The sequence below is a fragment of the Psychromonas sp. genome, assembly GCF_047632955.1.
Lineage (GTDB): Bacteria > Pseudomonadota > Gammaproteobacteria > Enterobacterales > Psychromonadaceae > Psychromonas.
The window spans coordinates 62,676-77,226 of the sequence record NZ_JBLIED010000018.1 but is presented as its reverse complement, the minus strand read 5'-3'; the positions used below and the strand labels follow the sequence as shown (position 1 = coordinate 77,226).

Genomic DNA, 14,551 nt, shown 5'->3' with positions numbered 1-14,551 from the left:
ACCGCGCAGGATGAAACCGATGGTGATCTGACTTCTGCAATCACCATAGTCTCCGATGTGAATACCAGCGTCGCCGGTACTTACAGCGTGACCTACAGCGTGACCGACTCCGACGGCAACGCTGCTTCCATCAGCCGCACCGTGATTGTCCGTGATAATACGCTTGCACCCTTGCTGACCCTGCTGGGTGCCGATCCAATCAACCTTAACCTGAATGAGACCTTTACGGATCCCGGCGCCACCGCGCAGGATGAAACAGATGGCGATCTGACTTCTGCAATCACCATAGTCTCCGATGTGAATACCAGCGTGGCCGCCACTTATACTGTGACCTACAGCGTGACCGACAGCGACGGCAACAGTGCCTCAATAATCCGCACCGTGATTGTCCGTGATAATACGCTTGCACCTGTATTGACCCTGATTGGTGCCGATCCAATCAACCTTAACCTGAATGAGACCTTTACGGATCCCGGCGCCACCGCCCAGGATGAAACCGATGGCGATTTAAGCGCTGATATCACGGCTGTTTCCGATGTGAATACCAGCGTCGCCGCCACTTACAGCGTGACCTACAGCGTGACCGACTCCGACGGCAATAGTGCTTCGATCAGCCGCACCGTGATTGTCCGTGATAATACGCTTGCACCCGTGCTGACTCTGCTGGGTGTTGATCCAATCAACCTTAACCTGAATGAGACCTTTACTGATCCAGGCGCCACCGCCCAGGATGAAACCGATGGCGATTTAACAACTGATATCACTGCCGTTTCCGATGTGAATACCAGCGTCGCCGCCACTTATAGCGTGACCTACAGCGTGGTTGATTCCGACGGCAACGCTGCTTCCATCATCCGCACCGTGATTGTTCGTGATAATACGCTTGCACCTGTATTGACCCTGCTGGGTGTTGATCCAATCAACCTTAACCTGAATGAGACCTTTACTGATCCCGGCGCCACCGCGCAGGATGAAACCGATGGCGATCTGACTTCTGCAATCACCATAGTCTCCGATGTGAATACCAGCGTCGCCAGTACTTACAGCGTGACCTACAGCGTAGTTGATTCCGACGGCAACAGTGCCTCAATCATCCGCACCGTGATTGTTCGTGATAATACGCTTGCACCCGTGCTGACCTTGATTGGTGCCGATCCAATCAACCTTAATATTGGTGATTTGTTCACTGATCCCGGCGCCACCGCCCAGGATGAAACCGATGGTGATCTGACTTCTGCAATCACTGCCGTCTCCGATGTGAATACCAGCATCGCCGCCACATATACGGTGACCTACAGCGTGACCGACAGTGACGGCAACGCTGCTTCAATCAGCCGCACCGTGATTGTTCGTGACAATACGCTTGCACCTGTATTGACCCTGCTGGGTGCCGATCCAATCAACCTTAACCTGAATGAGACCTTTACGGATCCCGGCGCCACCGCGCAGGATGAAACCGATGGCGATCTGACTTCTGCAATCACCATAGTCTCCGATGTGAATACCAGCGTCGCGGCCACATATAGCGTGACCTACAGCGTAGTTGATTCCGACGGCAACAGTGCCTCAATCATCCGCACCGTGATTGTTCGTGATAATACGCTTGCACCCGTGCTGACCCTGCTGGGTACCGATCCGATCAACCTTAATATTGGTGATTTGTTCACTGATCCCGGCGCCACCGCACAGGATGAAACCGATGGCGATTTAACAACTGATATCACAACAGTCTCCGATGTGAATACCAACGTCGCCGCCACTTACAGCGTGACCTACAGCGTGACCGACTCCGACGGCAATAGTGCCTCGCTCAGCCGCACGGTAATAGTCAGTGACGCACCTTATGAAGTTATCGTGCTGCAAAGCCGGGTTTCTGCGAGTGCAGATGATGCTAAGGAACGTGCAGGTAGCGTGTATCTCACCAGTGCCGACCTTGAGCTGGTCTTAGACAATAATTACCTGCAGATAATCGGACTCCGTTTTCGCAATCTGTCTATTCCAGAAAATGCCATTATCACCAGAGCCTATATTCAGTTTCAGGCAGATGAAACTGACTTTCTTCTGGATACACAGCTAAAGATCGTTGCTGAAAAAAATAATAATGCCGCGACCTTCACCAGTGCAGCCTATAATATCAGCTCCCGAGCCAAAACCAACGCATCAGTATCATGGTCACCTGCCGCATGGGACACCATAGGAGCTGCGGGGGAAGATCAGCGTAGCTCAGATCTGACCGCGATTGTGCAGGAGATTATCTCTGAAACGGGTTGGAACAGTGGTAATGCCATGGCGTTTATCTTCACTGGGTCAGGAAGAAGGGTTGCAGAAGCTTATGATGGAGATCAAGCAGGCGCTCCGCTACTTTATGTGGAATATACAACAGAGCTCAGTAGCAGTGCACCGGTACTCACCCTGCTCGGGGCCGACCCAATCCCCCTCAACCTTGGCGAAACCTTCACCGATCCGGGGGCGACCGCGCTGGACGACAATGACGGCGATCTGACTGCGGACATACAAACCGTTTCGGATGTGAACACCTCCGTGGCCGCCACTTATACTGTGACCTACAGCGTGACCGACTCCGACGGCAACAGTACCTCCATCAGCCGCACCGTGATTGTCCGTGATAATTCCGTTGCGCCGGTACTTACCCTGCTGGGTGCCGATCCAATCAACCTTAACCTTAATGAGACCTTTACGGATCCCGGCGCTACCGCGCAGGATGAAACAGATGGTGATCTGACTTCTGCAATCACTGCCGTCTCCGATGTAAATACCAGCGTCGCCGCCACTTATACTGTGACTTACAGCGTGATTGACAGCGACGGTAACGGTGCCTCTTTCAGCCGCACAGTGATCGTCCACGACAATACAGGAGCACCGGTACTCACCCTGAATGGTGCGGATCAGATCACCCTCAACCTCGGTGAGACCTTCACCGATCCGGGTGCCACCGCGCAGGATGAAACTGATGGCGATTTAAGCGCTGATATCACTACTGTCTCCGATGTGAATACCAGCGTGGCCGCCACTTATACTGTGACCTACAGCGTGACCGACAGCGACGGCAACAGTGCCTCAATAATCCGCACCGTGATTGTCCGTGATAATACGGTTTCACCTGTATTGACCCTGATTGGTGCCGATCCAATCAACCTGAATCTGGGTGAGACATTTACGGATCCCGGCGCCACCGCGCAGGATGAAACCGATGGTGATTTAAGCGCTGATGTCACCAACGTCTCCGATGTCGATACCAGCGTCGCCGCCACTTATACTGTGACCTATAGCGTAACCGACACCGACGGCAACAGTGCCTCGCTCAGCCGCACGGTAATAGTCAGTGACGCACCTTATGAAGTTACCGTGCTGCAAAGCCGGGTTTCTGCGAGTGCAGATGATGCTAAGGAACGTGCAGGTAGCGTGTATCTCACCAGCGCCGACCTTGAGCTGGTCTTAGACAATAATTACCTGCAGATAATCGGACTTCGTTTTCGCAATCTGTCTATTCCAGCAAATGCCATTATCACCAGAGCCTATATCCAGTTTCAGGCAGATGAAACTGACTTTCTTCTGGATACACAGCTAAACATCGTTGCTGAAAAAAATAATAATGCCGCGACCTTCACCAGTGCAGCCTATAATATCAGCTCCCGAAGTAAAACCAACGCATCCATATCATGGTCACCTGCCGCATGGGACACCATAGGAGCTGCGGGGGAAGAACAGCGTAGCTCAGATCTGACCGCGATTGTGCAGGAGATTGTCTCTGAAACGGATTGGAACAGTGGCAATGCCATGGCGTTTATCTTCACTGGGTCAGGAAGAAGGGTTGCAGAAGCTTATGATGGAGATCAAGCAGGCGCTCCGCTACTTCATGTGGAATACTCAACTGAATAAGCCTGTTATTTTTTATTGAGATAATTAATGGCGAATAAAGTTTTTACTTAGGAACAATCTTTCGGAATTCTTGAAGACGAGGCAGCCAAACTAACCATTAAAAATCATTGAGTTCACGATTTTTAACGGAACAAAAGTTTGCAGTGCTACATGCTCTGCGGAGTTCTGATTAATTTTGTTGATAATGTAGCTTAGGGTTCCATGATCTAAAGGACACTGGCGAAAACATTAATTTAAGAAAACAAAATTAAGACATACAAAGATGGCGGCATAGAGATTCGTAACTTTAACTACTCTGTTTCAATCGTAAATGTTGTTATATGAATTGGATCGCAAACACTGTGTCCGTCAAAGTACTTATTACAGATAAGAATACGATGGCATGGATTCATCCAGTCTTTGTTAATATCACGCTTATCATGGCGAATTTCAAGCACAATACAGTCGAGATAAAGGATGAAAAAATTGACTTGGTGGAGGAAAAAACCTGCTGCATAAGCACTTATTAATTGGATTATCAATAAGCAGCCGTACAAGTTTTATGACAGCCTTCGACGTCTAAATAGCAACGCTGACGCGACTAATAATAGAGCTATTTCAGTGCTGAACTAAAGAGATAGGTCTATTCAAATTGCTGTGCTTTGATAGCTCGTGGTCCGATGCATTGTTGTGACTGGAGTTTTTTCTTGTGTTTTACAGACCAGATCTACTTTATTCAAGTCCAGCTGGGCTGTGATATTTAGTATATTGACTTTTTTAAAATCCTGTTAGATTTCATCACGCTATTTAGGAGGAATAAAGCAAGAGGAGATCCCTTAAAAATGAGTAATCTCACCCAGATGTTAGTATCAAAAACAGTAGAAGAACACACATTCAGCAACGGCAACCACTTGCTTTTAAAAAGCTTTTTTAAATTATAAAAAACTGCTCACTTTTCTTTATAAAACATTGATAATTAATGGGTTAATAGGTTACTCATAGGCCCATTATTTTTTATTATTAGCTTATTTTTACATATAAGTATTTGTTTCTCATTCTGCATTAAATCATTAAAAATCACTTTTTTAGTACCAACACTGTGAACCGTTTTCAACTTTTACTCATAAAAACAATGAGTTATGACATCTCGCCATGTAGGGCAAATCATTGATATATAAGATAATTAAAAAAATAGTTTGTAGTGTTATTAGTAATATATGTAGGAATAATGTTCATAAATGCTTATTTCATAAAATACAATTAGTTTTATAACAAAAACAATATCATGAGTGTCATTACACTAATTAGCACATCAGTCAAAATGTGCCTACTATAATTAGGCATAAACCTTAAACCTTAAACCTTAAACCTTAAACCTTAAACCTTAAACCTTAAACCTTAAATAGAGTTCAGCTAAATGTCCATTAAGATGCAAGCTTTAATTTCCAGTGCCTGGAATGTGGGCGCAGCCATGATAAGTAAAATTATCATTTTACTGGTATATGTAGTGATTGCCCGCTTTGTAGAAATCGAAGAATTTGGTTATGTTGCCTTTGCTTATCTGATATTTGAGTTTCTTTCTATTTTTATCGGCGCAGGAATCAAGGATAACCTGGTTAAACGCGATAACTGGGATGATGAATATGCCAGCTCTGCTTTTTGGCTTATATTACTGATTTCTATTATTATCAGCAGTTTGGCTATTATTATTATCACACCTCTGCTTATTTATTTTTACAATCAAGAGCTGGCTAATATATTTATCAGCATGAGTTTTATTCCAATACTCACTGCATTTCGTGTTGTCCAAGCTGCAAAAATGGAGAGAGATTTTCTATATAAGAGTTTGGCTATCCGAAATATGGTCGCTTCGATTGTAGCCGGAATAGTTGGAGTTTATTTAGCGATTGAGGGGTATGGTGCATGGGCGTTAGTTTATAATAAATTTATTTTTTCTATTTTAAGTGTCTTATTACTGTGGTGGTTATCGGATTTCACTCCAAAACTCAAGTTTTCTAAAGCACACATTAAAGAGCTTTATTTGTTTAGTCTGCCTATTATGGGGAGTGAGGTCATTACGTTCTGGCAGGGCAGAGTCATTGACTTTATCGCCAGCATCTTTTTAGGGCCGGCTGCTTTTGCCCTAATGGATGTCGGCAGAAAAATCATTAATACTTTTTATCTGATAGTGTTAAGACCTTTAAGAAACGTATCATTTTCTCTGCTATCACGGGTTAGCGATAAAGATAAAGATCTTGTCTATATCAAAGTGGTTTTTCTGGTTTCTTTTTTCGTTTATCCCTTTATTACTGTTTTAGGGCTGCATTCAGAATATGTCATCACATTACTTTTTTCTGACAAGTGGCATGATAGTGTTGAAATAATGGCCGTTTTTAGTTATGCCGTTTATCCTTATATAGCTAACTGGTTCTCACATACATTGATGATTTCCGTTGGAAAGGCATCTTTATTATTTAAAATTAATGTGGTCAGTATGATTTTAATGCTGATAGCCGCCTTAATCAGCTTCCCCTATGGATTGAAAGCACTAGTGATGGGGCAGGTGATTATTGAATACTTATTACTGTTTATCAGAGTATGGTTATTGTACAAAGTGATCGCCTTTGATTATAAGAAGTTTTTCAGATACCAGATACCTGTTTTTGTAATTGGTGTGTTCTGTATCTTGGGTTTTCATTTTTCAGATAATTATTTTTTGGTGGCGAATAACTTTTATGGCTTTATGATTTCTTTCGCCTCATGGATAATCTTATATTACGCCTGTATTTTTTTATTGGACAGGCACTACTTCAGGGAATGCTATAGATTAACCTTTTTTTATGCTTTAACTAAAATAAAAACAAACCGTAAAAAAAAAGTTAATTTTGACAAAGTAACCAATGACTTAAACCAAAAGAAACGGCATCAAAAATAGAATTGCACTTGGAGTCACACATATTAGAAAACTCAGTCTTATGCAGTTATGGTTAGTGGCTATATATAAATATGGCTAAAACTTCAAAGGACGAATATAAGCGATTGACGTGGTTTAATGGATTCACACACCCCAGTTAGGACATAATGAACTTAACTGGAGAAATAGAATGACAACACGTAAAAAGTATTCAAAAGAATTCAAATTAGATGCAATATCGCTCGTCAATGAGCAAGGTTACAATAATGCCGAAGCCTCTAGAAACTTAGGTATCAGCCCAAGTTTACTGGGTAAATGGATTAAAGAAGCTGAAAAAGACGATGGCCTCGCTTTCAGAGGCAATGGTAAATTAACACCAGAACAATTAGAAATTCGTCAACTCAAAGAAGAAAACAGAAAACTTAAAATGGAGCGTGAAATCCTAAAAAAAGCGACGGTCTTCTTTGCAAAAGAAGCGAAATAAAGTATTCGTTTATTACTGAGCATAAGAAGACCTGGCCAGTGCGTGTCATCTGCCCGTTAATTGGTGTCGAAAGTCGCAATTATTACAGTTACTTAAAACGTACTGAATCAAAAAAGTTCGCTCCAGATCATGGCGACATGATTGAAATGATACAAAAAATATCAGAAAGCAGTGATTACACTTATGGCAGCCGTCGAATGCAGAAAAGCTTAAATGCATTGAGCTTCCCGGTTGGGCGCTGGAAAACAGCACGATTAATGAAAGAAGCCGGCGTTTGGGTTCGCTATAAAAAGAAATATAAAGTGACGACAAACAGTGATCATAAGAAGCCTGTTTATAAAAATGAACTTAAGCAAAACTTCAAATACGATCAGCCTAATCAAGCTTATGTAGGGGATATTACCTATATTTGGACGGGCGAAGGCTGGTTATACCTTGCTGTTGTCATTGACTTATATTCGAGAAAAGTGGTTGGGTGGAGCATGTCGTCACGAATGAAAGCAAGTCTTGTTTGTGATGCATTAACCATGGCTATTTGGCAACGAAATCCTGCCCAAGGACTTATTGTTCATTCAGATCAAGGTGTTCAATATGCCAGTGATAAGTACCGTCACTTGCTTAATAAGCATAAATTTATTGGAAGCATGAGTAAAAAAGGCTGCTGCTGGGATAATGCAGTAGCAGAAAGCTTTTTTGGTAGTCTAAAGCAAGAAAGAGTGCATTGGAACAATTACGCTACCCGTTATGAAGCACAACAAGATATATTGCATTACATAACTATGTGGTACAACAGCAATCGTCTTCATTCGTACTTAGGTTATTGTTGTCCAAGCACTTTTGAAATGATGAACGGGTATTTGAGAAAAGTAGCTTAACTAGGGTGTGTGAATTTAGTTGACCACGTCAGATTGATAAGTAGGATAAATGGAGTAATAAATAAAATTTATCATATTCAAACTAATAATGGCGCTATTGCTCTCTTTACAGGTTGGTGGCAATGCGAGGAGTTGCGACAAAGTATTTGCAGCATTATCTAGCTTAGTTTGGGGAAGTTACTCAAAGCTTAATTCTCAGAAAATATTGCAATTTGTATATGGAGGAAGGCAATAAAATGGAACTGAGCCACATTAAAATACTCTATTCAAACATTCTTTTTTAGGTAAAGGGTTCTTATACTTCCTATGCTTGCTTAAAAATGCGTACCTTGCCACTTCCACCTTCAGCTAACTCCCCATCGCATTGAACAATGCGGAGTTACCTAAAGATGATATACATCAGTGGCTCAGATACGCTTCCTTTTTACTGTGACTATTTTCACTTAACTGCAAGTATTACGATTATTCAATCGCATCAGTATACGATTGCAGCCACTCAACTAAGTTTGAAATGCCATCTTTGTCATCATCATTCTGAGGATTTGTAGGTGGCGTCAAAAGTCTATTATTTTCTTCGACATAAACGTAACCGCCATTATCCATCTGAGAATCCAAATACGTACCACTGTGCGTTCTTACCCCTTCGATAATTCGAGTATCAACTTCATCACGGTTGCGTGGAAATGCCCCGACCCAGTCGCTAATAGACTCTTCAACTTCAGTTGCCGTTAACGGCGTTACATTAGCCGCCCAGACATGAGGAACAGATTGTATAATTACAGGTTCCCCTTGTGAAACAGCGTCATGCATAGGGCGATTTTCAAAGGATTTGTTATCGAGGAAATAAACCTTCGCTGAAGGGCTTCGACTCGCAAAGAACTCATCTGGGCCACCTTGATAACGATCAGCCGAATCATCCGGGAAATCCATGACATTACCAACCATTGTTACATCAATTGGTAAATCATGCACACTAACTGCATATTCACCTGGATTGTAGACAAAGTTATTTACGTATTGCAGTGTTCCGCCATCCATTCGAGGCGAACGTCTTTGGCAATGGCCAAATAAATTACCGATAAGAGAAACCTTTTCAGTCTCACTCCGAATAAGAAGACAATAGGCATGATCTTTCCCGTGAGCATTGTAACGTAGAGGCTCAGCAATAATCGAATCACGAATGGTTAAGTTTGACACGCCGCCAAAGACTGAAATGCTCTCATCGACAGACCAACTGACAGACATATTATCGAGCACGACGTTATACGTCCCCTCTGAATCGCGCCCACCACGGATCACCAATGCATCCGCATCTCCAGCTTCCGACTCACTCATAGGATTTAAATTATAATCGCTATCGCCAAGACGAACTCGTATATGCTGCATACAAACATCGTGCGTATCAACTTTAAGAGCTTCGTGATAAAGAGAGATACCAGGTGCCGGAGCCGTCTGCCCTGCAATGGTGACAAATGGGGACTCAATTACAAGCTTCGACTGTAATTTAATCGCACCGGAAACTTCAAAAACAATTGTTCTTGGCCCCTTCTGGTTTATCGCATCCCTTAATGATCCTGCCCCGCTATCATTCAAGTTGCTCACCTTAATGACCTCTCCGTTCAAACCACAGACTGAATCGGTACCGAATCCTCCCTGGTGAATTGAGCGTTTAGATTGCGTGCCTACATTTGCGCTGTTTGATGAAGTATATGTTCCCGCAATAAGATCGTTGTTGCTTCCAGTTACATTCAATAAATCGAACGACGAGACTGGCTCATCAACAATCGGCTGTTCAACTACCGGCTCTACAACGATAGGTTCTTCAACTACCGGCTCTACAACGATAGGTTCTTCAACTACCGGCTCTACAACGATAGGTTCTTCAACAATCGGCTCTTCAACGATAGGTTCTTCAACTACCGGCTCTACAACGGTAGGTTCTTCAACTACCGGCTCTTCAACGGTAGGTTCTTCAACTACCGGCTCTACAACGGTAGGTTCTTCAACTACCGGCTCTTCAACGGTAGGTTCTTCAACTACCGGCTCTTCAACAATCGGCTCTTCAACAATCGGTTGTTCAACAATCGGTTGTTCGACAATCGGTTGTTCAACGATCGGTTGTTCAGTGCTCTGTGCGATTGTATATTCTAAATATAGCTGTGCTGCTCCGGCCTGATCACCATCATAGGATTCAGCAATTCTTGTTCCAGCGCCGCTAAGGATAAAGGCAATAGCATTGTCACTTTCCCAACCTGTTTTAGAGATGATTTCCTGAACAATAGATGACAAGTCTGGAGTACGTTGATCTTCCCCTGCGGCTCCGACAGTATTCCAAACGGCAGGTGACCATAATACAGAAGTATTGGTCTTAGTTCGGGCGCTGATATTGTAGTCTACATCGCTAAATCTAGGCGCATTAGCAATACTTTCACCATGGATAGTAAGATTTGCATTGTCGTCAGAACGTTCATCGACTGTATACTGAATGTATGCTTTGCTTATAACTGCATTCTCGGGAATAGTTAGATTGGCAAAACGAACCCCGACTGTTTGTGCCGAGTTCCCTTCTTCGATAAGTTCCAGATCGGAACTGCTGATATCTATCGTGCCTTTACGTTCTTCGGCATCATCTGTACTTGATGAAACTTGGCTTTCCAAGATGTAAGTTCCGTTACTGATATCTGCCGCGTGACTCACACTATTGATGGTTAATGCACTTAGAAATATACAAGCAGTGCTTGCTAACCTTTGTTTGTTTATCAAAATATAATCCTCTTTAAAATATCTAAAATTTACAAGCTTGGGGTAAGCCAAGCGTTTTTTTCAAAAGCTCAAAAATCTACCGCGGGGATTAAAGCGCATTTTTTAAGCGTTTGCATGCTTCTTTACGTTTCTTTACATACCGACCACCCTCAGTTTTTCTCTTATATTTATTACACAAGGTAGTTAATTAAGCCTGATTTTTTGTAATTTATAGACATCATAAAAAGTAGAATTAACATTTCATTCAATTGATTATAAAAGACAAATAAGTTTCACAGGCGATGATGATCTGGTCATGAAAACCAAGGGGAAATATGGATATAACGACTCCCTCAGAGCCGCATTGATAAAGACCAATAGCTCATTGCTGGATAATGTCTATAACTCAGGATCTAATATTGAAGCACTAAATAAAGCGAAGATTGATGCTTATGTAGCGACAGATCGGCAGGATAAACCAGACAGCGGACTAATCAATAAATGCAAACAATATTGTTGCGGCTTCAGGTGTTTTGACAAAGACCTGATTATTTATGGAAGAGCATCAAGCAAAAAATGAAGAAGGTTTTTCTATAAGCGGAATCTGTGTGGGTATATCAGGCTGCTAAAAAAGATAAAAAGAACAGCCCCCTTTCTCCAGGGGCTCGATTATTATCAGTAATGAGGAGGTTGTGCTTGGAAAGGTTTTTTTTCAGACTTTATTGATTTTTTCTGCCCATTTAAGCGCGGATTCTGACATCATTGCATATACAAATTCAAACGCCTCTCTACTTTGACGGTATGGATCCGGGATTTCTTGCTGGTTATTCCATTGCCCAAATAACATGGTTTTGCCCCTTGCAGCAGGCGAAAGCTTAGTGACCGCGTTTATATGACCTTTTTCCATGACTAATATCAGGTCATGTTCGGCAATCAGCTGTGCCGTAAGTTGCTGGGCAATATGCTTCGACAGGTCAATATTTTCGTCGAATGCAACGGCGATGGAGTTTGGATCTGCGGGTCTGCCCGTCAGAGCGTTAATACCCGCTGAATTAACCTCTAAGTGCGGTAAGTGTTTTTGTAATAACAGTTCGCCAATTGGTGAGCGGCAGATATTACCCACACAAACTACTAAAATTTTGTTAAACATAGTATAACCAATTCCTTACGCGTAATGCGTTTTCATAAATTTATTAATATAAGATTGTAGCAACCCGAATAAATGGAGATCTATTTTTAGAGGTGCGATTAAAGGCTCAGTTCCAAAAAACACTTAAATCTCAATGAATAAAATATACGATTGCAATTATGACTCACTATCAGCAATTAGTATAAGCACGCAGAGTTTAGCCCTTTCATGAAATTTAATTTACTTTTTTTGCTTTTTTTCCTTCCAAACCAGATCACCGATTCCATCTGTCGGGTTAAAACCAGCAGGCGCTGCTAATAAAATTTCCCGAATCGTTTCATGATCAAACTCATGACAGGCTTTATCAAGCCGCTGCAGAATTTGTTCATACTCAAAGAAGGGTAAGAAATATTCATGAGCGGTCATAATACGCTGATGCGCTGTTTTTTCGACATTTTCACCAATCAATAATTCTTCAAAAAGTTTCTCACCAGGCCGTAAACCGGTGAATTTTATTTCAATATCACCAAATGGATTTTGTGGCGATTTCACCTCTAATCCCGAGAGGTTAATCAGATTGGTTGCCAGATCAACAATCTTCACCGGTTCGCCCATATCCAGCACAAACACATCCCCCCCTTTACCCATTGCGCCAGCTTGAATAACCAATTGTGCGGCTTCTGGAATAGTCATAAAATAACGAATAATATCTGGGTGGGTGACAGTGACATGCTTACCTTCAGCTATTTGCCGTTTAAACAGTGGAATGACTGAACCTGAAGAGCCTAAAACATTACCAAAACGTACCATGCAAAAGCGCGTGTTATGTTTTTCTGCTGCTAAAGACTGCAGTGTCAACTCCGCCATGCGTTTTGTAGTACCCATTACATTAGTGGGACGAACCGCTTTATCGGTCGAAATCAGCACGAATGACTCCACTTTGGTCTCTATAGCAGCCAAGGCTGCGTAATAAGTGCCAAAAACATTATTACGCACTCCTTCGACCACATTGTATTCAACCATCGGCACATGTTTATAGGCCGCAGCGTGGTAGAGGGTTTGCACCGCAAAACTTTCTAATATGGTGTGTAAACGATTCTGACGCTGCACTGAGCCTAACAGAGGGATAATTTGCACTGCTAAGTTTTGCCCTGCCACTAATTCAGATAATTCTTTATCTATTTTGTATAGACAGTATTCGGACAGTTCAAACAATATCAAAGACTTCGGACCTTGTTGCACAATCTGTCGACAAAGTTCAGATCCTATAGAGCCGCCCGCTCCCGTCACCATGACCACTTTATTTTTAATATTTGCACTAAGAAGTTCAGGTTGGGCTAAAACGCTATCACGCCCTAAAAGATCTTCAATCGCCACATCACGAAGCTGATCGATCGAGGCTGATCCGTTTATTAATTCTTCAAAAGCAGGAACAGTTTTCACTTCAACACGCAAATCAGCCAAAGAGTCAATGATCGCCTTGCGTTGCGATCGCTTTGCGTTGGGCATGGCTAACAATATTCTAGAGCTATGCATTCGTAATATTAAACGCTTTAAATTTTTGCTGTTATAAACGGTCAAGCCATTAACGATGCTCTTAAAAAGCTTTTGTTCATCGTCAATAAAAGCAACAGGATGATATTCATTACCGGTGCGCAGCATATTAACCAATTGTCGCCCTGAATCACCCGCACCATAAATAATAACCCGCTCTTTCTGCTTGGTGAAGTGCTGTGAGACAAGTACTCGAACCAATAACCTTGAGCCGCCGCAGAGTAAAACAAGATAAGCAAAATAGATGATAGGAATAGCCCGAGGCAGAAAAATCTCAAAATAATAGCCCAAAACAACCAGAAAAATAGCGGATACTGCACAGCTAATAACGATGGTGAGTAACGCATGAACACTTAAATAACGTAATATCGCACGATATAGACCGACTCGGACAAATAAAAATAGAGTGCTAAGAACAAGCAGCATGAGTACTTGCCAGTATTTACTAGTATCAAGAAATGGAACCGATTCTAAACGGGTATAAAAAGCCCCGACAAAAGCTGAGAAAATAAAGACGGTATCAACAAAAATACTGACAATTCGTTTATAGACACGCGGCATTGAGAAAATTTTGTTGATAATATACATAACACCCTAACAAATAAAAATTAAACCCTGACCATTGATATATCAGGCCCAACCAAAATAAACACAGTATAAATGAATCTCAAATGATGTGCATCATATTGCATTATTTATGTTTCACAGGGTTTTTGTTGATGTATATTTGCTTGATTATGAAACTGTTGAATCGTTTTCTTAACCCTAATAATGAATTAACAATCCATTCACCGACAACAAAAAGATCTCCGATTAACACTCCTCGGAGATAACAGCCCCCTCCATCATTCCTGAAGTCACTTAATCGGAAAGTGACAAATTTATCAGGAACAAATTTGAACGTTGGAATTTACGACAACGACCTGAAGGTCGTAGGGCAGGAGGCCCTGAGTCATTTACGGCAGCTCCGTGTT

General features: G+C 42.3%; 7 protein-coding genes and 1 pseudogene. 5 read left to right on the top strand and 3 right to left on the bottom strand.

All coding sequences use genetic code 11. The features are described 5' to 3' along the window. From ACJAZP_RS12145 to ACJAZP_RS12130, 4 genes and pseudogenes are all read left to right on the top strand, one after another. On the top strand, window positions 1-3,900 hold a 3,900-nt coding region (locus ACJAZP_RS12145), incomplete at its 5' end, for an immunoglobulin-like domain-containing protein (protein WP_415231010.1). A gap of 1,396 nt (window positions 3,901-5,296) precedes the next feature. Then, window positions 5,297-6,814 (top strand): oligosaccharide flippase family protein, encoded by a 1,518-nt coding sequence (locus tag ACJAZP_RS12140; protein WP_415231009.1) that lies wholly within the window; start codon window positions 5,297-5,299, stop codon window positions 6,812-6,814. Between the two features lie 169 nt (window positions 6,815-6,983). Then, window positions 6,984-8,152 (top strand): IS3 family transposase gene (locus ACJAZP_RS12135; protein WP_415231008.1). Its coding sequence is split into 2 segments (ribosomal slippage): window positions 6,984-7,248 and window positions 7,248-8,152, totalling 1,170 coding nucleotides; the frame shifts between segments, so codons are not numbered across the junction. Between the two features lie 24 nt (window positions 8,153-8,176). Then, window positions 8,177-8,387: pseudogene (locus tag ACJAZP_RS12130) on the top strand (IS1595 family transposase); the annotation flags it as partial. 227 nt (window positions 8,388-8,614) lie between these two features. On the opposite strand, the gene ACJAZP_RS12125 reads toward ACJAZP_RS12130, so the two are convergent. Beyond that, entirely contained in the window at window positions 8,615-10,915 is a 2,301-nt protein-coding gene (locus ACJAZP_RS12125) for a hypothetical protein (protein WP_415231007.1), read from the bottom strand. A gap of 295 nt (window positions 10,916-11,210) precedes the next feature. Here ACJAZP_RS12125 and ACJAZP_RS12120 point away from each other — a divergent pair, with 295 nt between their 5' ends. Continuing rightward, the gene (locus ACJAZP_RS12120) at window positions 11,211-11,474 is read left to right on the top strand and encodes a hypothetical protein (RefSeq protein ID WP_415231006.1); all 264 of its coding nucleotides are present in this window, start codon (window positions 11,211-11,213) and stop codon (window positions 11,472-11,474) included. Window positions 11,475-11,606: 132 nt separating this feature from the next. On the opposite strand, the gene ACJAZP_RS12115 is transcribed toward ACJAZP_RS12120, so the two are convergent. Beyond that, window positions 11,607-12,044 carry a protein tyrosine phosphatase gene (locus ACJAZP_RS12115; RefSeq protein ID WP_415231005.1) on the bottom strand — a complete coding sequence of 146 codons (438 nt, stop codon included), beginning with the start codon at window positions 12,042-12,044 and terminating at the stop codon, window positions 11,607-11,609. Window positions 12,045-12,263: 219 nt separating this feature from the next. Next, window positions 12,264-14,165 carry a polysaccharide biosynthesis protein gene (locus ACJAZP_RS12110; RefSeq protein ID WP_415231004.1) on the bottom strand — a complete coding sequence of 634 codons (1,902 nt, stop codon included), beginning with the start codon at window positions 14,163-14,165 and terminating at the stop codon, window positions 12,264-12,266. Window positions 14,166-14,551: the final 386 nt, after the last annotated feature.